Here is a 19,483-nt window from a genome sequence, read left to right on the forward strand (position 1 = left end):
CGTGCCTTCGAACGGCGCGAAAGACGGAAGGGGCCCAGCGCCGGCGCCGCGGCTCACGGGCGGACGGGCCGGCTCACGGGCGGATGGGCCGGCTCACGGGCGGATGGAGACGAGCGTGCCCTTCCGCAGCGAGAGCGCGCCGTGCCAGTCGGCCGGCACCTCGGGGGTCGTCCACTCGAACAGCCAGGCGGCGTCGAGCGGAGAGAGGTTCACGCAGCCATGGCTGCGCGCGGTGCCGAAATCGTCGTGCCAGTAGGCGGCGTGGAACGCGAAGCCCCCGGTGAAGTACTGGACGAACGGCACGTCGCGGAAGTCGAACGGATCCTCCTCCTCCTCGTCGCCATCCATCGTGACCGTGACGTGCTTCGTGTGGATGCGGAACAGGCCCTGGATCGTCGAGCGCGTCGTCTCGGGGTCGCCGAGGCCGTCCGCCCCGGTCGAGACAAGGGTCACGTAGACAGGGCGGGTGCCCTCGTACGCGACGAGGCTCTGCTGGTGGATGGAGACGTCGATCCACTTGCGCCCGCGCACCGCCCACGCGGGCGTCCTGGGGAGCGGGTCGACGCGCACGAGATCGTCGGCGCGGACGAGCGAGCCGTCCCGCGCCTCGAGGTAATCGATGCCGCCGACGCGCCGGGAGGCGCCGGACAGCGGGAGCGCCTCGCGGAAGCGGAGCGGGGCGCGGGTGAGGCCGCCGCGCTCGCCCGGGACGAGGCGCACGGCGTGGCGGCGCCGGGAGAAGGCGACGGGCAGGGGGACGTCCTCCGGGAGCAGGAGCCCGGAGAAGGCGCTCGGCCGGATGACGCGGGTGCGGTCGAGCGGCAGGGCGGCGAGGTCGGTGGTCAGGCCGAAGCGGCGCCCGTCGTGATCGAAGGTCGAGAGCAGCGCGAAGCCGGAGCGCGTCCGGGCGCGACCCAGGACGAGCGCGTCGGGCGCACGGCGGTCGCCGGCGAGCCCGGGCGCCGGCCGGCCGTAAAGCAGGACCGAGGGGGTCGCGTCGAGGGGCGGCGGCGCGACGAAGTCCGGCGCGCGCGCGGCGGTCGCGGCGCGGAGCAGGTGCGCGGCGAGATCGGGCTCGGCGCCGCGCTGCTCATCCTCGCTCGGCAGGCGCGCATAGAGCGGCGGGGTAGGGGAGCGCGACATCACGTACGTGTAGGGCAGCCCGCCGAGCAGGGCCGTGATGTCGCGCGCTTCCGGCGCGGTATCGCCCGCCTGCATGGCGCCTGGCGCGGTATCAGCCGTCTGGATAGCGGCCGGCGCGGTATCAGCCGTCTGGATAGCGGCCGGCGCGGTATCGCCCGCCTGCATGGCGCCTGGCGCGGTGTCGCCCGTCTGGAGAGCGGCCGGCGCGGTATCGCCGCCCTGCATCGCAGCCGGCGCGACCTCGCCGCCGACGTCCGGTAAGGCGGACGAAGCGAACCGGCGGACCGGACGGCGCGACGAGGCCTCGACCGCGAGGTCGTGAATGTTGAGCGTCGCGCTGGCGCCGATGCAGACGTAGCCGTTCGGCTCGATGCGGTACCAGCCCCCGGCGCACGACTCTCTGCCGGACGGGTCCGGCCGGCGCGCGACCACGGCGCCGGCGCGCAGGTAGCCGATGCGCCGGCCGGTCCAGCGCGGCTCGGCGAAGATCCACGTCTCCCGGGCGATGCTCGCGAGCTCGTGGACCTCCTCGGCCACCGTCGGCGAGGTGACCGGGGGCGGATCCAGCTCGGGCAGCTTGTCGGAGCCGTCATCGACGAGCTCCGGCGGCAGCGCCGGCAAGGCGAGCGGGTCGCCGCCCGGCGCCGCGGCGTCCGCGGGCGGCGGCGTCACCACGGCGCCCGCGCCGGTCAGCGCGGCGTCCTCCGCGGCGGCGGAGGGCGCCGGGGCAGCGACGGCGGGCACCGCCACGGCGAGCGGCGCGGTGACAGCGGACGCCGGCGCAGGCGCCTGGGAGGCCGCTGTCGGCTCGGAGGCAGGGCGCGGGCAGCTCGCGCTCAGCGTCGAGAGCGCAATCGCCGGCAGCAGGAGAAAGCCTCTCACGCGCATGGAGCGCGCGTATCAGGAGGCGCGGGCGAGGGCCAAGTTCAAGAGGGGAGCCACGAGCGCGCGCGGGGCCGCGAGCGAGCGCCTATCGGCGGAGGCGCTCGCCTGGCGCTCCAGGACGGCCGGCGGCGGGGATACGGGCGATGGCGGGGGTGAGGGCGCGGCGGACCCGCGCCCGGAGGGCCTCAGCTCACAGATCGCGCGCGCACATGGCCGTGACGTAGTAGCGGCGCGAGTTGCTCGCGTAGGAGACCTGGTAGTCCGTCGTCTGCTTGAACCCGGCGGCCAGGAAGCTGCCGCCATGCATGAAGCGCGCGACGGAGTTGTTGTCGAGCCGCGAGCAGTCGTTGCAGGGCGTGAGCAGCTGATAGATATCCGAACCGTCGCGGGTGGCCTTGTACGCATTGCCGGCCAGGTCCAGGTGGCCCCACCGCCCGGCGCCGTTCGGGAACTTGCCGACGTCGGTGAGGTCCGTGTGGCTGCAAGGGTAGAGCGAGGGATACGACATCTTGCAGGAGCCAGCGACGCTCCCGTCGCCCTGGCAGCACCACGAGGCGTCGTCGATCTCGATGTCCTCGACGTTCGCGCCGCCCCAGGGATAGATGCGCTGCTCGTCGCCGCCGGCAGAGGCGTAGTTGATCTCGGCCTGGGTCGGCATCCGGCCGCCGTCCCACGCGCAGAACCCGAACAGCTCGTACCACGTCGCGCAGACGATCGGCTTGTGCTCCTTGGATCCCGGGGTGTCGCTCCAGGACGGCCAGCCGTACGGATCGCAGATGAGCGCCGACTTGAGACCGCTCGTGTCGGCCGCGAGCCGCGAGTTCCACGACGGGTCCCAGCCGCTGTTCGGGATCTTCGGGTGGGCGCCCGCTCCGACGGCCGGCGGGTTGGCCTGCGTCGGGCCGCCGGTCCGCTCCAGGTACTGCCGGAAGCGCCCCACCGTGATCGTGTACTTGTCGAGATAGAAGTCGCTGACCGTGGCCGGCAAGCCCGCGTTGTTGAGCCGGTTGAACGTGCCCCCGGGGACCGGGAGCGTCGAGCAGCAGTCATCGCTCCCGTTCACGCCGCAGTTCTCGCCGGCGCCCGGCGTGTTGCTGGCGCAGCTGATCGGCAGGCCAGGCACGCCGCCGCCTCCGCCGCCAGCGCCACCCGAGCCGCCGGTGCCACCCCCCGAGCCGCCGGCGCCGCCCGAGCCCGAGGTGGAGATGGCGCTCGTCGTGCTGCTGCTCGTCGTTGCGCTCGTGGTGGAGCTGGCGCTCGTCGTTGCGCTCGTGGTGGAGCTGGCGCTCGTCGTGCTGCTGCTCGTCGTTGCGCTCGTGGTGGAGCTGGCGCTCGTGGTGGTCGTCGAGCCGCTGCCGGTCCCGTTGTCGTAGCAGACGTAGAGATCCGGTCGCTTCTCCGGCACCGTCATCTCGCTCGTCCTGATGTGGGTGCGGTTCGCGGATTGCTCGAACAGCATGCCGTGGTTCGGGGTGCCGTTCACCCAGCTCTGCACGAGCCCGGTGACGCTGAACGTGCGATATACACTGTAGGCGATGGTCTGGCTCCCAGCCGTGCCCGGGGTGAAAGTGGCCTCGACGCTGGGATTCATCGCCGCAGCCAGCGGGCCGTACGCCGAAGCGCTATCCATCTCCACCCAGGGCGCCGTGATGCGGTGTACTCGGATGGGGTCAGGCCCGCCGGAGCCGATGAAGAGGGTGACGTCCGCCGAGACGATGGTCGCGCCGGCCGGGATCGCTGAGAGGTCGAACTGCAACGCCCCGTATTGGTGCTGCTCAGGGGTCGTGCCCGTGGCGGCGTAGGTGGTGGCGTACATGTCGGTGCCGTTGTGTGCATAGCCGGTCGCCTCATTGACGAAGATGTCTTTGACGACGCTGGTCCCCTCGCCGCGCTTGATATGCACGCAGACCGTCGCCGCCTGCTGCGCCTCTCCGATCAGATCCTCGCCGGCGTCGTGCGCACCGATGCATCCGGCGAGCGCCGCGCCCGAGGCGGCGGCCATAGATGCCAGGAGAAGATGCCGAGACCCTCCCACGATCATGCGATTCCTCATGATACTCTCCGATCCGCATCGCCGGGCGATGCCCGCCAGCGAGGTCAACTGTGATGCCGTTGTGCAGGAACGCCAGATGCACCCCTGCCAAAACCATCGTCTGCCTGCGCGCCCTGAAGCATCACCTTCATCAGGTCAGCCGTCGGATCGTTCTGGCGTCGAACAGCGCGCGAGGAAAACGATACCTTTTTACGTCTTTGATCTGAAGCCGTCAATTGTGAATCGATGTTTGCTACCAAAAACCTGTTGAGACGAATCGTGGTGTCGGGACAAAACTAAACAGTATCGCCCGAACCCCTCGCGGTTGTCGAGCGCCGCGGAGGCGCCTTCGGCGATGTCGCTCACGTTCTCCTCAACCTCCTCCACCGCCTCGGCTTCTGCTCAGCTCGCCGGTGCCACGTGGGTGGCATGCGTGGGTTGATCGCGGATTTTGCCGCTTCAGAGCGACCGGAAGCGGGCGGCGTAGGAGCAGAGAGGCCGGGCTCCACCTACCTGACTGCCTGTTGGCCTACCTGCGTGCTCAGGCTGCTCACGGCTCACGGCTAAGATTGCCTGTCGGCCGGTCTGTTGCCTGATCTGTCGCGCCCTATCTACCGGTTGCCTTGTGCGGGCGCGGGATCGTGGCCGGCGGCCGTGGACAGGCCCTCTTCGACCTCCGTGACGATCATCGTCGCGAGCAGATCGAGCAGCGCGCGGCCCTCGTCCTCGGAGGCCTCGCGCGGAGCGCCGGTGTAGGCGGCGTCCATACCCAGCTCGCGGAAGCTCTTCACCCCTGCCTTGATGCCTTCTGCCAGGCTCAACTCGAGATCCGGCAGGTCCCGGGCGATGTCGTCCCGGACGAGCGCGGGGGCCGCGGCGAGGACGAGCGATGTCTCGTAACGGCCAGCGTGGCAGGCGCCGCTCCGGAACTCGGCGGAGAGCGTCCTCGCCCAGCGGCGCGCGAGCGGGCAGGCCACCGACGCGCGGCCCGGGGGCAGGCCGCTCGCGGCGGCGCGCACCGCGCGGTCGTGCTCCGGCTCGAGGTGGTTGTTGATGAAGCAGACGTGCGCCAGGCCGGCCGACAGGTAGGCCTCCGCGACCGCGCGCAGGAAGCCGGTGAGCGCAGGCGCCGGGATCGAGATCGCTCCCGCGAAGCCCGCCGCGAAGTCGGTCACGCCATAGCCGACCGGCGGCGCGAGGAGCGCGGCGACGCCCCGCTCCCACAGCCGGCGGCCCGCGCGCTCGGCCGCGGCCTCGCCGATGATCGTGTCCGTCGCGAGCGGCAGGTGCGGGCCGTGCGGCTCCACCGACCCGACCGGCACGAGCGCGACGCACGGGGCGCCGGCCGACAGGAGCGCGGCGAGCTCCGCCGTCGTCAGCTCGGCGAGGCGCGGCGCGGCCTGCATGCGCTACCGGCCCGCCGGGCTCTCGCCGGCGGCCTCGCGCTGCCGGAGGGCCTTGCGATCGACCTTTCCGCGGTCGTTCCTGGGGACGTCATCGACGAAGACGACCCATCGCGGGTACTTGTGCTTGCTCAGCCGGTCCTTCACGAACGCCTTGAGCTCCGCGGCGAGCTCGGCCCGCCCCGCCTCGGTGGCGACGCGGCCGCGCGCGTCGTCGCGGACCACGATGAACGCCTTCGGCTTCACGAGGCCCGCCTCCTCGGCGCCGATCACCGCGGCGAGGCTGACGGCGGGGTGCTCGGTCAGGCACTCCTCCACCTCGACCGGCGCGACCCAGACGCCGCCCACCTTGAGCAGCTCGTCGGCGCGCCCGCTGAACCAGAGGTAGCCCTCGGCATCCATGCGGAAGAGATCCCCGGTGCGGCACCAGTGGCCGTGGAAGGTGCTCCAGCTCTTCTCGCGATCCTGGAAGTAGCCGAGCGCGACCGAGTCGCCCTTCACCCACATCACGCCGGTCTCGCCCGGCGCGAGCTCCGGCGCGCCCGGACCGACAGCGTCCGACGAGAGGATCTGGATCGTGTACCCCTCCACGACGCGGCCGAGCGACCCAGGGCGCACGTCGCCGGGGCGGTTCGTGCAGTAGATATGGAACATCTCGGCGGAGCCGATGCCGTCGTAAACGTCGGCGTGGAACCGCGCCCGGAAGCGCTCGAGGAGCGCGGACGGCAGCGCCTCGCCCGCGGAGAGGTGGAAGCGGACGCTGGAGAGGTCGAGGCGCGGCTCACCGCGCGCCGCGCGGGCGTCGTCGTGCTCGAGCAGCTTGCCCATCATCGTCGGGACGTTCGTGACGACGGTGGGGCGGTAGCGCTCGATGTACCGCGCGAGCGACTCGGGCGTCGGCCGCTCGACGAAGAGGCCGGCGGTCGCGCCGACGGCGAACGGGAACATGAGGTTGGTGCCCGTGGCGTAGCCGAAGAAGAGGCGCGGCACCGAGACGGTGATGTCCTCCTTGCGGTAGCCCACGGTCGCCTTGGCGTAACACTCGGTGTTGAAGGCGAAATCGCGGTGCGTGTGGACCGCCGCCTTGCTCCTGCCGGTCGAGCCGGACGTGAACAGCCAGAGGGCGATGTCGTCGCGCCGCGTGGGGCGGGGGCCGATCGGGGCGCTCCGCGGCACGAGCGCGGTGCGCCCTTGCGCGAGGGCGTTGCGGAGCGAGATGCACCTCAACCGATCGAGGGCCGGCGAGGCGGGGAGGTCGGCCTCGAGGTCGCCGCCGGTCAGGACCTCCGGTACAAGCACGAGCGTCCGGAGGTCCGCGGCCGCGAGCGCGTCCTGGATCGACTCGGCCACGCGCGGGATCGTGACGACCGCCGCGGCCCGCGTGTACTCGACGAGGTACGCGAGATCGGCGGCGGGCGCCTCGGGGTTGCCCAGCGCCACGACGGCGCCGTGGTGCAGCGCCGCGAAGAACGCCCAGACGAACGCCGGCGAGTCGTGCAGGACGATGAGCACCCGCTGCTCGGGCGCGACGTCCTCGACCGCGAGGTGCGCGCGGAGCCGGCGGACCTGCCCGGCGACGTCGGCGTAGGTGTGCCGCTGATCGCCGAAGAGCAGGGCGACCTTGTCGCCGAGCCCCTCGCGCAGCCGATCGAACAGGTAGTAGTCGGCGAGGTTGAACTCTTCAGGAAATGTCGGTGCGTTCATGGTCACGCCTCCTCGCGCCTCCACGGCGGCGCCGTGAGCCGCCGCTTTCCCCCGTCCGTCGTCGCGACACCCGGCTCGTCGAGCCCCTCGCGATCCCAGAGCTGGCACGTCACGGGCCGGTGCCGCTGATCGAGCGCCTCGCAGTAGTTGGAGTAGATGCAGCGGCGCACCTCGCCGCCGCGGCCGAGGCGCGCCTTGAGGAACCAGTCCGGATCGGCCAGCGTCTGCCGGGCGGCCCCGATGAGGTCGGCCTCGCCGCGCGCGAGGATCGCCTCCGCCTGCGCGAACGTGCAGATCCCGCCCGCCACAACGACGGGCGTGTCGAGGCCGGCCTCGCGCACGGCCCGCCGGATCTGCGCCTGCTTCGGGACCTGCCGCCCGAACGGCCCGGCCGCGTCCGAGAGCGCCGTCGGCATGCACTCGTACCCGCTCGGGCCGGTGTAGGGGTACGCGGCCTCGCCGACCTTGGGCTGCTTCGCGTCCTCGAACTTGCCGCCGGTCGAGAGCGAGAGGAAGTCCATGCCGGCGCGCGCGAAGGCGAGCGCGAAGAACGCCGCGTCGTCGACCCGGTTGCCGCCGGCGATGACGTCGTCGCAGACGAAGCGGCAGCCCACCGTGAAGCGGGAGGACACGGCGTCGCGCACGGCCGCGTAGACCTCGAGCGGGAGGCGCGCGCGGCGATCGCGCTCGCCGCCGTAGCCGTCCGCCCGGGTGTTCAGCGCAGAGAGAAACGAGGCCATCGTGTAGGCGTGGGCGTAGTGGAGCTCGACCCCGTCGAAGCCCGCCTCCCGCGCCCTCGCCGCGGCCGCGGCGAAGAGGCCGGGCAGCGAGCGCGGCAGGTCGCGGATGTGGGCGAGCGCGACGTCGGTGACGCGCTCGCGCTCGCCGAAGCGCAGCGCCTCGAGCTCGCGCGGCGCGAGCACGGCCTCGAGCCGCGCGTCGTCGAGCGCGAGCAGCCGCGCGCGCACCTCGAGCTCCGGGGCGTCCAGGAGCGGCGGCTCCCCGAGCACCGCGGCGAGGGCGCGCCGGTGCGCGCCGGTGATCTCCAGGAACTGCCGCAGGAACCGCTCCTTCAGCGGGCGCCTGCGGATGCGGAGGAAGTCGATGAGCTGGAGGAACAGGCGCGTCCGGCCCGCGCTCCGGGCGCGGACCGTCCGGACGAGCTCCCGGAGCCCCGGGACGAACCGATCGTGGCCGGCGCGGAGCAGCGGCCCGCTCGGCACGTCGCGGATGCCGGTCGCCTCGACAACGAGGGCGCCGGGCTGGCCGTCGGCGAAGCGGCCGTACCAGTCGAGCACGTCCTGCGTGACGACCCCCTCCTCCGTCGCCCGCCAGGGGACCATCGCCGGCACCCACGAGCGCTCGGCGAGCTCGAGGCCCGAGGCGAGGCGGAGCGGCGAGAAGAGGCGCGCGCCCGCCGCCTCGCCCGCGGTCGGGGGCTCCTCGCGGGGCGGGGCGTGGCGGATCCTCTCCGGCGGCTTCCACATCGCTACCGCGCCTCTTCTCCGCCGCGTTCGCCGCGTTCGCCGCGCGCGCGGTCGTCCTCCGCGCGCTCCGCGGCGGCGCGCTCGAGGATCCCCTTCGCGATGATGAGCTTCTGGATCTCCGTCGTCCCCTCGTAGATGCGCAGCGGCCGGATCTCGCGGTACAGCCGCTCCACCTCGGTCCCCTCGATGACCCCGAGGCCCCCGTGGAGCTGGACCGCGCGGTCGATGATCCGCTGCGCCGCCTCGGTGGCGAACATCTTCGCCATGGCCGCCTCGGTCGAGACGCGCGCGGCCGCGCCGCCCGCGTCGCGCTTGTGGGCCGCGCGGGCCACGAGGAGGCGGGCCGCGTCGAGCTCGGTCGCCATCTCGGCGAGGTAGGCGCGCACCATCTGCTGCTCGGACAGCGGCGCGCCGAACTGCCTGCGGCGCGTGACGTGCGCTATCGCCTCGCGGAGCGCGCGCGCCGCCATGCCGTTCGCCGCCGCGCCGACCGAGATCCGGAAGGCGTCGAGCGTCCGCATCGCGAGCTTGAAGCCGCCGCCCACCTCGCCGAGGCGCGCGCTGTCCGGCACGCGGCAGCCCGCGAAGCGGAGCCGACCGATCGGGTGCGGGACCGACATCGGGAGCGGCTCCGAGGCGACGCCGGGCGCGCCGCTGTCGACGAGGAACGCCGTGATCTCGGCGCGCCCGCCGGCCGCGCCGCCGCCGCCGTTGTCGCCCGGCGGAGCGCCCGTGCGCGCGAAGACGACGAGGTGGTGCGCGAGCGGGACGTTCGAGATCAGCACCTTCTCGCCGTCGAGGACCCACCCGTCGCCCTCGCGGCGGGCCTCCGTCCGGAGCGAGGCGACGTCGCTGCCCGCCTCGGGCTCGGTCAGCGCGAAGGCCCCGATGCGGCGCCCCGACAGCACGTCGGGCAGGATCGCGCGGCGCTGCGCGTCGCTGCCGGCCAGCACGATCGGGTACGAGCCGAGCCCTTGCACCGCGAAGATCGCGTCGGCGAGCGGAGAGACCTGGCCGAGCGCCTCGCGGATGAGGACCAGCGACCGCACGTCGATGGCCGTCGGGTCCGCGGGGAGGCCGGCGCCCCCGGGCGCGCCGCCGAGCGCCGCGGGGACGAGGTGCGCGTAGAGCCCGAGCGGCTCGCCGAGGCAGCGCGCCACGGCGGCGGGGTCGCGCGCGCCCGCGAGCGGCGCGAGCGCCTCGGGGGTGAGCCGCGCGGCGAGCGCCGCGTGGCGCTCCTCGAAGAAGACCGGCAGATCGGCCGAGGAGAGCGCGAGCCGGTTCATGTGCGGGGCGTCGCCGGGCCGGTGGACCTCGGGGTGGGGGCCGCGTCCGCGTCTTCGGACGCTGCCGCGGCGTCGCCCTCGAAGCGCGGCGGGCGCTTCGCCTTGTTCGCCTCGTAGGCCTCGCGGAAGTCGGGGTGCGACATGCAGAGCGCCTGCGCCTGCGCCTCGGCCTCGATCGCGGCGGCGAGGGGCATCGTGCGCTCGCTCTCCAGCATCTGCTTGGTGATCGCGTGCGCGAACGCCGGCCCGCGCGCGAGGCGCTCGGCCCACGCGCGCGCCGACGGGAGCGCGTCGCCGTCGGGGACCACGCGGTTCACGAGGCCGATGCGGAGCGCCTCGTCGGCGCCGACGAGATCGCCGAAGAAGAGCAGCTCGGCGGCGCGCCCGTGGCCGACGATGCGCGGCAGGAGGTAGGAGGCGCCCATGTCGGCGCCGGACAGGCCCACCTTGGGGAAGATGAACCCGAAGCGGGCGCTCGCCGCGGCGATGCGCAGGTCGCAGGCGGCGGCGATCACCGCGCCCGCGCCGACGGCGACCCCGTTGACCGCGGCGATGACCGGGCGCCGGAGCTCGCAGATGCTCTGGATCAGCGCGCCGGTGACGCGGGTGAACTCGAGCAGCCCCCGCGCGTCGCGCGCGAACAGCTCGGCGATGATCCCCTCGACGTCGCCGCCCGAGCAGAAGCCGCGCCCCTCTCCGGTGAGCACGACCGCGCGCGCGGCCGAGCGCTCGAGCGAGCGGAACGTGGCCGTGAGCTCGCCGTAGATCTCGAAGGTGAGGGCGTTCAGCCGGTCGGGGCGGCTCAGCGTGATCTCCGCGACGCCGCGGCGGACCTCGAGCTGGAAGGAGCGGGGAGTGAGGGTCATCGGGGGCTCTCTGTTCGATGCGCTGCTCTGGGACGGGTCTTGCGCGGTCGCGCTGCTCTGAGACGGGTCCGCGCGGTCAGGGCTTGGTTCGCGTGCGTCGCGGGGGGCTCCGCGCGCTGCGCTCCGCGTGAGCGCGGCTGCTGCCGGGGCGGGACGGGACGGGCATGTCCGGCGCGCGGAGCGTGGTGCGCAGCTTGTCGAGCAGCCGCGTCAGGGTGGAGATCTCGGCCTGGCTCAGCCCGGAGAACACCTTGGCGACGCGCGCGGCGTGGCGCCGCTCGGCGTCGCGGAACGCGCGCTGCCCCTTGGCGGTCACGTGCACGCGCCACGCGCGGCGGTCGCTCGGGTCGGCCCGCCGCTCGACCATGCCGTCGCGCGCCGCGCGGTCGACGAGCCCGGTGAGGTTGCCCGCCGTGACCAGCATGCTGCGGGAGAGCGACGCGAGCGTCTGCCCGTCGCTGCGCACGAGGTTCGCGAGGAGGTCGAAGCGCGGGAGGGTCATCTCGTGCTCCAGGTCCTCGCGGATGGCCGCGAGCGCGCGCTTGTGGACCGCGAGGATGCGGACCCAGGCGCGCACGGCCGCCTGATCGCCGCGCGCGCTCTCGGGCGGGGGGGCGGCGAGCGGTCGCCTCGCCGGCGCCCCGCGCCTCACAGGCCGCCCTCGTCGTCCACGCCGCGCGCGCCGGACGCCGCGGCCACGCCGCGCGCGCCGGGCGCCGCGACGGCCTCGATCTCGACGAGCGCGCGCGGCTCGACGAGCCCCGCGACGCCGACGAGGGCCATCGCCGGGAAGTGCTTGCCGAACCGCGCTCGCCACGCGGCGCCGATCGCGGCGCGCGAGCTCCTGTACGCCTCGAGGTCGGTCACGTAGACGGTCATCCGCGCGACGTCGCCCGGCTCGCCGCCGGCGGCGGCGACGACCGCGAGCACGTTGTCGAGCGCCTGCGCGAACTGCTCGGCCAGATCGTCGCTCCGGATCTGCCCCGACGCGGCGTCCCACCCGATCTGCCCCGCGACGTGCAGCGTCGTGCCGCGCGTCACGACGCCGTTGGCGTAGCCTCGCGGCGCCGGCCACCCGGCCGGCTGCACGATCTCGAGGCCGCCCTTCACCGCATCACCTGTCCGCCGTCGACCGGGATCGCCTGGCCGTGGATGCTGCGCGCCTCGTCGCTGCAGAGCATCGACACGACGAGCGCGACCTCCTCGGGCTCGACCATCCGGCCCTGGGGCGACATCGCCTCGAGCGTCCGCCGCGCCGCTTCCTCGCCGCGCCCGGTCTTCTCGGCGATGCGGGCGATCGCCTCGTCTGCCATCCTCGTGTTCGCCCACCCGGGGCAGACGCAGTTGATGGTCACCGGCGTCCGGGCGATCTCCAGCGCGATGGCGCGGGTCATCCCGATCATGGCGTGCTTCGACGCGCAGTACGCGGTCGAGTAGGCGCACCCGGCGAGCCCCGCGGTGGAGGCGATGTTGACGACGCGCCCGAACCCGCGCGCGATCATCTTCGGGAGCAGGGCGCGGCACAGCACGAAGGCGCCGGTCACGTTGACCGCGAGCATGCGGTCCCAGAGCGCGTCGGTGGTCCTGTCGAACGGCGCGCTCTCGGCTGCGCCCGCGTTGTTGACGAGCACGTCGACGCGCCCGACCTGGCCTTCGAGCGCGGCGAGCGCCGCGAGCGCGCCCTCGCGATCCCCGACGTCGAGCCGGACGGCGACGCCGCCGACGGCCGCCGCCGTCTCCTCGATCTCGGCCTGCGTGCGGCCTGCGACGGCGACGCGCGCGCCGTCCTGCGCGAGCCGCTCGGCGATCGCGCGGCCGATGCCGCGACCCCCACCCGTGACGAGCGCGACCTTGCCTTCCAGGGACATGTGGAGCACCTAAATCATATATATATGAAGCACAGGCCGAAGTCACCCTCGACGCGGCTCGCTGCGGCGCCCGCTCGCCGGGGCGCCGCGGCGAGCCGTCCCGCGCGCATTGTTGCTCGGTCCATCCTGCCTGCTCTGCCTGCTCTGCCTGCTCTGCCTGCTCTGCTTGCTCTGCTTGCTCTGCTTGCTCTGCTTACTCTGCTTGCTCTGCCTACCGTGATAGCGCGCATTCTTTGATAGCGCGCCTTGCCCTGATTGCCTGTCGCGTAGCGGACGGAACGTGGCTGTGCGGAGGACCTGAAACGCGAACGGAGCGGGCGCTCCGTGCGCTCTGCCACGTTCGCGTCCGCGACATAGACGAGCGCGTCGCGAGGAGGCGAGCGCGTCCGCGACAACGCGCCTTCGCAAAACGCATCAGGCTGCGCCTGTCTGACCGCTTCGTTCGCGCGCTCGGCCTGTCGATCTCGACGGGTGCGTGCGCCAGTATCTCGTCATGCGTCCCTCCTTCGCGGCGGTGGTGGCCGCGGCATCGTCGCTCGTCGCAGCGCTCGGCTGCGGCGACGCGCGCCCGGGCGTCTCGTCGATCTGGGTCTCACCGGCGCAGCACCGCGACCTCCGCGGAGAGCGCTTCTTCGACGCGCCGTGGCCGAGCGATCTGCGCCGCGAGGGCGGCGCGGTGCGGCTCGACGGCTACCCCAACCCGCGGCGGCTCAGGATTCTCGACGAGTACGTCCGCGAGATGGATTCGGTCCTCGACGGCTTCTCTCCGGCGGCGGCGGGGTTCATGCGCTTCGCCGGGCCGATCGACGTCTCCTCGCTCCCCGCGACGCCCGCGTTCGCCATGAGCCCCGTCGCCGCCGTGCAGCTCATCGACGTCGATCCGGGCTCGCCGGCGCGCGGAGAGCGGCGGCAGATCTCGGTCCATTTCCGGCGCGAGGCCGGCGTCTACTGGCCCGAGAACACCCTCGCCTTCATGCCCGTGATGGGCTTCCCGCTGCGGCCGCGGACCCGGTATGCGCTCGTCGTCACGGACGCGCTGCGCGGCGAGGGCGGCGGCCCCGCCGAGGCGAGCCCGGAGCTGCGCCAGGCGCTCGGGATCGATCCGGCGAGCGCCGATGTCGAGGCCGCGCGGGACGCGCTCGCTCCGGCGGTGGACGAGATCGAGGCGGCCGGCGTCGGCCGCGGGCGCATCGCCCACCTCGCGGTCTTCACCACCTCCGACCCGACCGCGGAGCTCTTCGCGCTGCGCGATCACCTGCTCGCGAGCGTCCCGCCGCCGGAGGCGCGGCCCGCGCTCTGGCGGCTCGTGGAGCACGCGCCGTCGTGGGACGAGTACGCCGGCGTCTACGGGCCGTCCCCGAGCTACCAGGGCGGCCGGGCCCCGTACGCGAGCCACGCGGACGGCGGCGGCTTCGCGAGCAAGGCCGGCGAGCCGGTGATCTCCGGCTACTTCGACCTGCGCTTCTCGATCACGGTCCCCGCCGCGGGCCGCTGCCCCATGCCGGAGGCCGGCTACCCCATCGTGCTCTACGCCCACGGCACGGGCGGCGACTACCGCTCCTACGTCCGCAGCCACACCGGCCTTTCGCTCGCGCAGCGGTGCCTCGCGGTCATGGGCGTCGACCAGATCTTCCACGGCGCGCGCCCGGAGGCGCCACAGGACGCGAGGCAGGCCGGGTTCCTGTTCTTCAACGTGCAGAACGTGGCCGCGGCGCGCACGAACGCGCGCCAGTCGGCGCTCGACGAGGTGCAGCGGGCGCGCCTCTTCACCGAGTCGCGCATGACCGTGCCCGCCGGCGTCTCCAGCGCGGGGGCGGAGATCCGGTTCGACCCGTCGAAGATCCTGTTCTTCGGGCACTCCCAGGGCGGGCTGAACGGCCCGCTCTACCTCGCGGCGGACGACTCGGCGCGGGGCGGGGTGCTCTCCGGCGCCTCGGCGGTCATGTCGGTGACCCTGCTCGAGAAGACGAACCCGCCGCCGAGCATCGCGGCGCTCGTCAAGTCGGTCTTCCTCGGGCTCATGGACGAGGAGACGGCCGAGGTGAACGAGTTCCACCCCGCGATCTCGCTCGCGCAGTCGATCATCGACGTCGTCGACCCGATCCACTACGCTGCGCGGCTGTTCGTCGCGCCCCGCGACGGCTTTGCGCCGAAGAGCATCTACATGACCGAGGGCATCAACCCGGACGGCAGCGGCGACACGTACGCGCCGCCGCGCGGCATCGAGATGCACGCGCTGGCGATGGGCTTGCCGCTGCAATCGCCCGCGCAGCGTCTGATCCGCGAGTACGGCTTCGGCGGCCCCGCGCCGGTCGAGGTGCCGCCCGGCGGCCTCGCCGAGAACCTCGCCGGCGGCCGCGCCTCGGGGGTGCTCGCGCAGTGGCCGGTCGCCGAGGGGAGCGACGGTCACTTCGTGATCTTTGACGTGCCCGCGGCGGCCGCCCAGGCCCACGGCTTCCTCCAGAACCTCGCGGCCGCGCCCCGCGGGCGGGTGCCGGCGCCGTGAGCGCGGCCGGCGACCTCGCGTCGCGCGTCGCCGCGCTGCTCGCGCACCCCGGCGTGGAGGCGCGGCCCGCGCCTGCGGACGCGGGCGCGTGGCCCCACGGGCTGGCCGAGCCGCCGGACGTCGCGGCGCTCTACGCGGCGACGGACGGCCTCGCGCTCCCGGACGGCACGCGGATCCTGCCGCGCGGCGAGCTCGCGCGGGCGACGGCGTGGCTCACGGAGGAGCGCTCGCTCGACTGGGCGCGCGACCTCCTGGTCATCGGCGAGCGCGAGGATCTCGTGATCGTGCTCGACCTCGACGCCGCGGGGGCGCGCGCCGGGGGCGGCGTGCTGGAGGCGCCGACCGACGGGCTCGCCTCGTTCCAGCGCGTCGCCCGCTCGGCGGTGGGCTACCTGGAGCGGCGCCTCGGCGTCGCGGGGGCCGAGCCCGCGGCGCCCGAGGTGCGGGCGCGCGAGGCGGCGGCGCGCCGCGACGTCCCGGCGCTCGTCGAGGTGCTCGCGGAGGCGATGTATCCGGGCGCGGAGCGGCAGATCGCGCACGCGGCGCTCACGCTGGGCGCGCTCCTGTCGGAGCGCGGGGACGAGGCGGCGCTGGACGCCTTCGCGCGCTCGGTCGAGGCGCGGATCGCGGCCGCGCCCCGCGGCGCGGGGGCGCCGGAGCGGCTCGCGGCGTGGCGCGCGTGCGAGATCGCGGCGCGGGAGGCCGGGGCGGAGGCGATCGCGGCCGCGTGCGCGGCGCGGGGCAGGGGCGGGGCGTAGGGAGCTGGCCCCGAGCGACCGAGGTTCCGAGGCTCAGCGGAGCCCGGGGGAGCGCCCTCGCAGGGCGCTCCAGACAGCGAGGACCGTCACGCCGTCGGAGCGGATGACGTAATACAGGTAGTACCGGGTCCTCTGGAGAACGATGCGCCGCACGTCGCGCAGCTGTCGATGGGGATACGGCGCGCCGGCCATCGGTGCCGTCCGGAGCAGCGCGAGCGCTTCGGCGAGCTCCTCACGGAGCAGCCGCGGTGCGCTGGGCCGATTGTTCTTCCACCACGTCTGAGCAGCCTGAAGCTGTGCGAGCGCCTGCGGCGAAAAGTGAATCGCCACCTTCATCCGTCGGCGTCGAGGATACGCAGCACATCCTCCGCCGCGATCGTCTCGCCCCGCGCGACGCTTCGGGCGGCGTCCTCGATCGCGTCATCCAGCGCTTGCCGCTCCTCGTCGTCGAGCTCGTCGCCTTGATCGACGATGTAGAGTTGGATCACCGTGCCGTCGGGCAGATCCGTCGACTCGTCGAGCTGGATGCGACCGTGCTGTACCCTGGCGACCACGGCAGTCATAGGCAGCAAGCCTAGTGGAGGCGTAACGCGCTGGCCAGCCCAGCGGGGCGCGTGCTCCTGCGGCCGTGCTGTCCAGCGCGCCACTCGTACCGACCGCCGATCTCGGTCTCGAGACCCCTCGGCGGTGCGCGAGAGCGCGATCCCGCGTTCGAGACGACGCCCCGCCGCTCAGCGGACCGAGCTCACCTCGGGCCCCGCTCCCGGAGCCTCGCTCGCCACGCGCGCACCACCGTCGTCTGGTCCCCCTGGCGCAGCATGAGCTCCGTCAGCTCCCCGACGTCGAGCCCCGGCAAGAACCGGCTTTGCCCTGCCTCGGCGTAACCCTCCGCGCCGAGGAGGTGAATGGAGAGCTTCCCCTTCTTCAGGAACCAGACCTCGGGCACGCCGAGCCCCGCATAGACGGAGAGCTTGTCGATCGTCCCGCTCTTCTCGATCACCTCGATCGCGAGCTCCGGGATCTCCCCATCCTCCGCTGTTCCGAGCACGTAACACTCATCCGGCTCCACCCCCCGCGCCGCGAGCCGCTTGCGGAGGGTCATGCTGCCGTACCCGCTGAGCGGCAGCTCCGCCTCCTCCGCGTAGGCCTCGACGAGGCGGGCCAGGATCGTCTTTCGCCCCTCGTGCGGTCCGCCCGGGCTCATCAGCTCCAGCACTCCCTCGCAGTACGTCACCCGCACGCCCGCGCGGTCGCCGAGGACCGCCAGGAGGGCCTCGTACTCCTCCCACGAGACGTCGTGGACGACGAAGAGCTGGTCTTCCGAGCCGTCCGCGACCGCGAGCGGGCGTTCGGCAGGGGGGGCGAGGAGGGGTGCAGCGGCGGCCATGACAGCGTGCTCCTCCGGGAGTATCACCGCCATGCCGCGCGCTGGCAACCCCGGCTCGAGCGCCCGCGCGGCGCTGCCCCGCTGGACGGTCCCGACGCGCGCCATGCTCTTGCCGAGCGCCCCTCGGGGCGATCCCGGGGGGGCTCCCCTCAGAACACGCGTCCCAGCCCGTCGAGCGCCGCCACCCGGTAGGCCTCGGCCATGGTGGGGTAGTTGAACGTCGTGTTCACGAAATACCGGATCGTGTTGTTCGGCGCCGGCTGCGACATGATCGCCTGTCCGATGTGGATGATCTCCGCGGCGTTCTCGCCGAAGCAGTGGATCCCGAGCAGCGCGAGCGTCTCGCGGTGGAAGACGAGCTTCAGCATCCCGACCTGCTGGCCCGTGATCTGCGCGCGGGCGAGCGTCTTGAACGTCGACTTCCCCACCTCGTAAGGCACCTTCTCCGCCGTGAGCTCCCGCTCGGTCTTGCCGAGCGACGAGATCTCCGGCGTCGTGTAGATGCCCGTGGGGATGTCCCGGACCAGCTTCTCGTCGGCCTGGCCGCAGAGGTGGCTGGCCGCGAACCGGCCCTGGTCGTAGCTCGCGCTCGCGAGCGCCGGGAAGCCGACGACGTCGCCGACCGCGTAGACGTGCGGCTGGCTCGTCTGGAAGGTGTCGTTGACCTCGATCTGGCCGCGCTTGTTCGCCGTGATGCCGAGGCTCTCCAGGCCGAGATCGGCCGTGTTGCCCGACCTCCCGTTCGCCCACAGGAACGCCTCGCTCCGGAGCTTCTTCCCGCTCTTCAGCGAGAGCACGACGCCCTCCTTCGTGGCCTCGACCTTCTCGTGCTCCTCGCCGTTCAGCACGCGGATCCCGGTGTCGCAGAAGTGGTAGCCGAGCGCGTCGGTGATCTCGTCGTCGAGGAACTCCAGCAGGTGGGCGCGCGTGTTGATCAGGTTCACGGCGATCTGCATGTTGCGCAGCATCGACGCGTACTCGCAGCCGATGACCCCCGCCCCGAAGATCGTGATGCTGCGGGGGGTGTGGTCCATGCGCAGCAGCGTGTCGCTGTCGAAGATGCGCGGGTGGCTGAAGTCGATGTCGTCCGGCCGGTACGGGCGCGAGCCGGTCGCGATGACGAAGCTGTCGGCCGTGAAGCGCCGGCGCTGGCCCCCGTCGCTCTCCACCTCGATCGCGTGCGGATCGACGAACCGGGCCTGCCCCGGGATGAGCCGGACGCGGTTCCTGTCGTAGAAGCTCTCGCGCAGATCGACCTGATCGTCGATCACGCGGTTCGCGTTCGCGAGGAGCTCGGCGAACGGGTACTCCGGAACCACATCCATCCGCTTGTAGATGGGGCTCTGGTTGATCAGGTTCATGTGGTAAATCGCGCGGCGCAGCGCCTTGCTCGGGATCGTCCCCCAGTGGGTGCAGCCCCCGCCGACCCGCGTGTAGCGCTCGATCGCCGCGACCGATTTGCCGTGCTTCGCGGCCGTCATGGCGGCGCCTTCGCCGCCCGGCCCCGTTCCGAGGATGATGAGATCGAAGTGCGGGGTGGTCGCCATCGCGTTCCTTGCCTCCGGGGCGCGCCGCGCGCGCAGGGGAGAGGCTACTCGAACTGGAGCGGCTCGTCGTCGCCCCCGACGCCGAGCATCTCCAGGATCTGGCGCACCTCCATCGCCGCCTCGACCTCGGGGCCCGCTTCCAGGAAGCCCTGGAGGTGCTTGCGGGCGAGCGCGCGGTTCCCGTGGGCCGCGTAGGCGAGCCCCATCGCGTGCATCGCGTCGCCGTCCTTCGGGAACCGCCGGAGCGCCTCCTTCGCCTGCGCGACCGCGCCGTCGGCGTCGCCGAGGCGCCGGAGCGCGTGCGACAGGGCCACCCGCGCCCCGAGGAAGCTCGGCGCGAGCCGCACGGCGGCGCGGTAGGCGTCGCGCGCCGGCTCGACCTGGCCGAGCTCGTAGAGCGCCTGCCCGAGCAGGTTGTACGCGTACGGGTTCGACGGGGAGGCCTTGATCACGTCGCGCAGCGCGACGAGCGCCTCCTGGATCTGCTCCGTCTGCAGGAGCTCGGCCGCCTCCTCGACCGCCTCCCAGTGGGCGGCGTCCACCGATTCGTCCACCACAGCTCTCAGCACCATGGCCGCAGTTTAACCAGAATCGTCGCGCCGTCCCGGCCC

Annotated in this window: 16 protein-coding genes and 1 pseudogene; 2 read left to right on the forward strand and 15 right to left on the reverse strand. The window is 73.2% G+C overall.

What is annotated here, in order from left to right:
* Positions 1-93: 93 nt before the first annotated feature.
* The 10 genes and pseudogenes from WME75_RS10215 to WME75_RS10260 form a co-directional block, all read right to left on the reverse strand.
* Entirely contained in the window at positions 94-2,031 is a 1,938-nt protein-coding gene (locus tag WME75_RS10215) for a L,D-transpeptidase family protein (protein WP_437489166.1), read from the reverse strand.
* Between the two features lie 187 nt (positions 2,032-2,218).
* Complete coding sequence (locus tag WME75_RS10220) at positions 2,219-4,030, reverse strand: SUMF1/EgtB/PvdO family nonheme iron enzyme (RefSeq protein ID WP_437489169.1); 1,812 nt, start codon at positions 4,028-4,030, stop codon at positions 2,219-2,221.
* 641 nt (positions 4,031-4,671) lie between these two features.
* Positions 4,672-5,466 carry a creatininase family protein gene (locus WME75_RS10225; protein ID WP_437489172.1) on the reverse strand — a complete coding sequence of 265 codons (795 nt, stop codon included), beginning with the start codon at positions 5,464-5,466 and terminating at the stop codon, positions 4,672-4,674.
* A 3-nt stretch (positions 5,467-5,469) separates the two neighbouring features.
* Entirely contained in the window at positions 5,470-7,167 is a 1,698-nt protein-coding gene (locus WME75_RS10230) for a benzoate-CoA ligase family protein (protein ID WP_437489175.1), read from the reverse strand.
* A 2-nt stretch (positions 7,168-7,169) separates the two neighbouring features.
* Positions 7,170-8,654: an NADH:flavin oxidoreductase gene (locus WME75_RS10235; RefSeq protein WP_437489178.1), complete on the reverse strand. Its 1,485-nt coding sequence runs from the start codon at positions 8,652-8,654 to the stop codon at positions 7,170-7,172.
* Positions 8,655-8,656: 2 nt separating this feature from the next.
* The gene (locus tag WME75_RS10240; protein WP_437489181.1) at positions 8,657-9,940 is read right to left on the reverse strand and encodes an acyl-CoA dehydrogenase family protein; all 1,284 of its coding nucleotides are present in this window, start codon (positions 9,938-9,940) and stop codon (positions 8,657-8,659) included.
* Positions 9,937-10,848: pseudogene (locus tag WME75_RS10245) on the reverse strand (enoyl-CoA hydratase family protein); the annotation flags it as partial. The gene WME75_RS10240 and the pseudogene WME75_RS10245, both read right to left, overlap by 4 nt.
* 34 nt (positions 10,849-10,882) lie before the next feature.
* Positions 10,883-11,458: a MarR family winged helix-turn-helix transcriptional regulator gene (locus WME75_RS10250; protein ID WP_437489184.1), complete on the reverse strand. Its 576-nt coding sequence runs from the start codon at positions 11,456-11,458 to the stop codon at positions 10,883-10,885.
* Entirely contained in the window at positions 11,455-11,916 is a 462-nt protein-coding gene (locus tag WME75_RS10255; protein ID WP_437489186.1) for a RidA family protein, read from the reverse strand. The genes WME75_RS10250 and WME75_RS10255 overlap by 4 nt, the downstream gene beginning before the upstream one ends.
* The gene (locus WME75_RS10260) at positions 11,913-12,674 is read right to left on the reverse strand and encodes an SDR family NAD(P)-dependent oxidoreductase (RefSeq protein WP_437489189.1); all 762 of its coding nucleotides are present in this window, start codon (positions 12,672-12,674) and stop codon (positions 11,913-11,915) included. Before WME75_RS10260 ends, WME75_RS10255 begins: the two co-directional genes overlap by 4 nt.
* 493 nt (positions 12,675-13,167) lie before the next feature.
* Here WME75_RS10260 and WME75_RS10265 point away from each other — a divergent pair, with 493 nt between their 5' ends.
* Both WME75_RS10265 and WME75_RS10270 read left to right on the forward strand, forming a co-directional pair.
* Entirely contained in the window at positions 13,168-15,180 is a 2,013-nt protein-coding gene (locus WME75_RS10265; protein WP_437489192.1) for a hypothetical protein, read from the forward strand.
* The gene (locus WME75_RS10270; protein ID WP_437489194.1) at positions 15,177-15,938 is read left to right on the forward strand and encodes a hypothetical protein; all 762 of its coding nucleotides are present in this window, start codon (positions 15,177-15,179) and stop codon (positions 15,936-15,938) included. The genes WME75_RS10265 and WME75_RS10270 overlap by 4 nt, the downstream gene beginning before the upstream one ends.
* Before the next feature lie 33 nt (positions 15,939-15,971).
* On the opposite strand, the gene WME75_RS10275 is transcribed toward WME75_RS10270, so the two are convergent.
* From WME75_RS10275 to WME75_RS10295, 5 genes are all read right to left on the reverse strand, one after another.
* Entirely contained in the window at positions 15,972-16,274 is a 303-nt protein-coding gene (locus WME75_RS10275) for a type II toxin-antitoxin system RelE/ParE family toxin (protein ID WP_437489197.1), read from the reverse strand.
* Positions 16,271-16,501 (reverse strand): hypothetical protein, encoded by a 231-nt coding sequence (locus tag WME75_RS10280; protein ID WP_437489200.1) that lies wholly within the window; start codon positions 16,499-16,501, stop codon positions 16,271-16,273. The genes WME75_RS10275 and WME75_RS10280 overlap by 4 nt, the downstream gene beginning before the upstream one ends.
* Before the next feature lie 182 nt (positions 16,502-16,683).
* Positions 16,684-17,325, reverse strand: coding sequence for a Uma2 family endonuclease (locus WME75_RS10285; protein WP_437489202.1), 642 nt, complete (start codon positions 17,323-17,325; stop codon positions 16,684-16,686).
* 149 nt (positions 17,326-17,474) lie between these two features.
* Positions 17,475-18,872 carry a Si-specific NAD(P)(+) transhydrogenase gene (gene sthA, locus WME75_RS10290; RefSeq protein ID WP_437489205.1) on the reverse strand — a complete coding sequence of 466 codons (1,398 nt, stop codon included), beginning with the start codon at positions 18,870-18,872 and terminating at the stop codon, positions 17,475-17,477.
* Between the two features lie 44 nt (positions 18,873-18,916).
* On the reverse strand, positions 18,917-19,444 hold the full coding sequence (locus WME75_RS10295; protein WP_437489208.1) for a tetratricopeptide repeat protein: 528 nt from the start codon (positions 19,442-19,444) through the stop codon (positions 18,917-18,919).
* Positions 19,445-19,483 lie beyond the last annotated feature (39 nt).

It is taken from the genome of Sorangium sp. So ce1014 (assembly GCF_051521505.1).
Lineage (GTDB): Bacteria > Myxococcota_A > Polyangia > Polyangiales > Polyangiaceae > Sorangium.

Excerpts from the sequence above, each read along its gene's own strand:
- WME75_RS10220 (WP_437489169.1), bottom strand. The coding sequence starts at position 4,030 with ATGGCCGCCGCCTCGGGCGCGGCGCTCGCCGGATGCATCGGTGCGCAC.
- WME75_RS10285 (WP_437489202.1), bottom strand. The coding sequence starts at position 17,325 with ATGGCCGCCGCTGCACCCCTCCTCGCCCCCCCTGCCGAACGCCCGCTC.
- WME75_RS10265 (WP_437489192.1), top strand. The coding sequence starts at position 13,168 with ATGCGTCCCTCCTTCGCGGCGGTGGTGGCCGCGGCATCGTCGCTCGTC.
- WME75_RS10240 (WP_437489181.1), bottom strand. The coding sequence starts at position 9,940 with ATGAACCGGCTCGCGCTCTCCTCGGCCGATCTGCCGGTCTTCTTCGAG.
- WME75_RS10295 (WP_437489208.1), bottom strand. The coding sequence starts at position 19,444 with ATGGTGCTGAGAGCTGTGGTGGACGAATCGGTGGACGCCGCCCACTGG.
- WME75_RS10215 (WP_437489166.1), bottom strand. The coding sequence starts at position 2,031 with ATGCGCGTGAGAGGCTTTCTCCTGCTGCCGGCGATTGCGCTCTCGACG.
- sthA (WP_437489205.1), bottom strand. The coding sequence starts at position 18,872 with ATGGCGACCACCCCGCACTTCGATCTCATCATCCTCGGAACGGGGCCG.
- WME75_RS10230 (WP_437489175.1), bottom strand. The coding sequence starts at position 7,167 with ATGAACGCACCGACATTTCCTGAAGAGTTCAACCTCGCCGACTACTAC.
- WME75_RS10275 (WP_437489197.1), bottom strand. The coding sequence starts at position 16,274 with ATGAAGGTGGCGATTCACTTTTCGCCGCAGGCGCTCGCACAGCTTCAG.
- WME75_RS10260 (WP_437489189.1), bottom strand. The coding sequence starts at position 12,674 with ATGTCCCTGGAAGGCAAGGTCGCGCTCGTCACGGGTGGGGGTCGCGGC.
- WME75_RS10235 (WP_437489178.1), bottom strand. The coding sequence starts at position 8,654 with ATGTGGAAGCCGCCGGAGAGGATCCGCCACGCCCCGCCCCGCGAGGAG.
- WME75_RS10225 (WP_437489172.1), bottom strand. The coding sequence starts at position 5,466 with ATGCAGGCCGCGCCGCGCCTCGCCGAGCTGACGACGGCGGAGCTCGCC.
- WME75_RS10280 (WP_437489200.1), bottom strand. The coding sequence starts at position 16,501 with ATGACTGCCGTGGTCGCCAGGGTACAGCACGGTCGCATCCAGCTCGAC.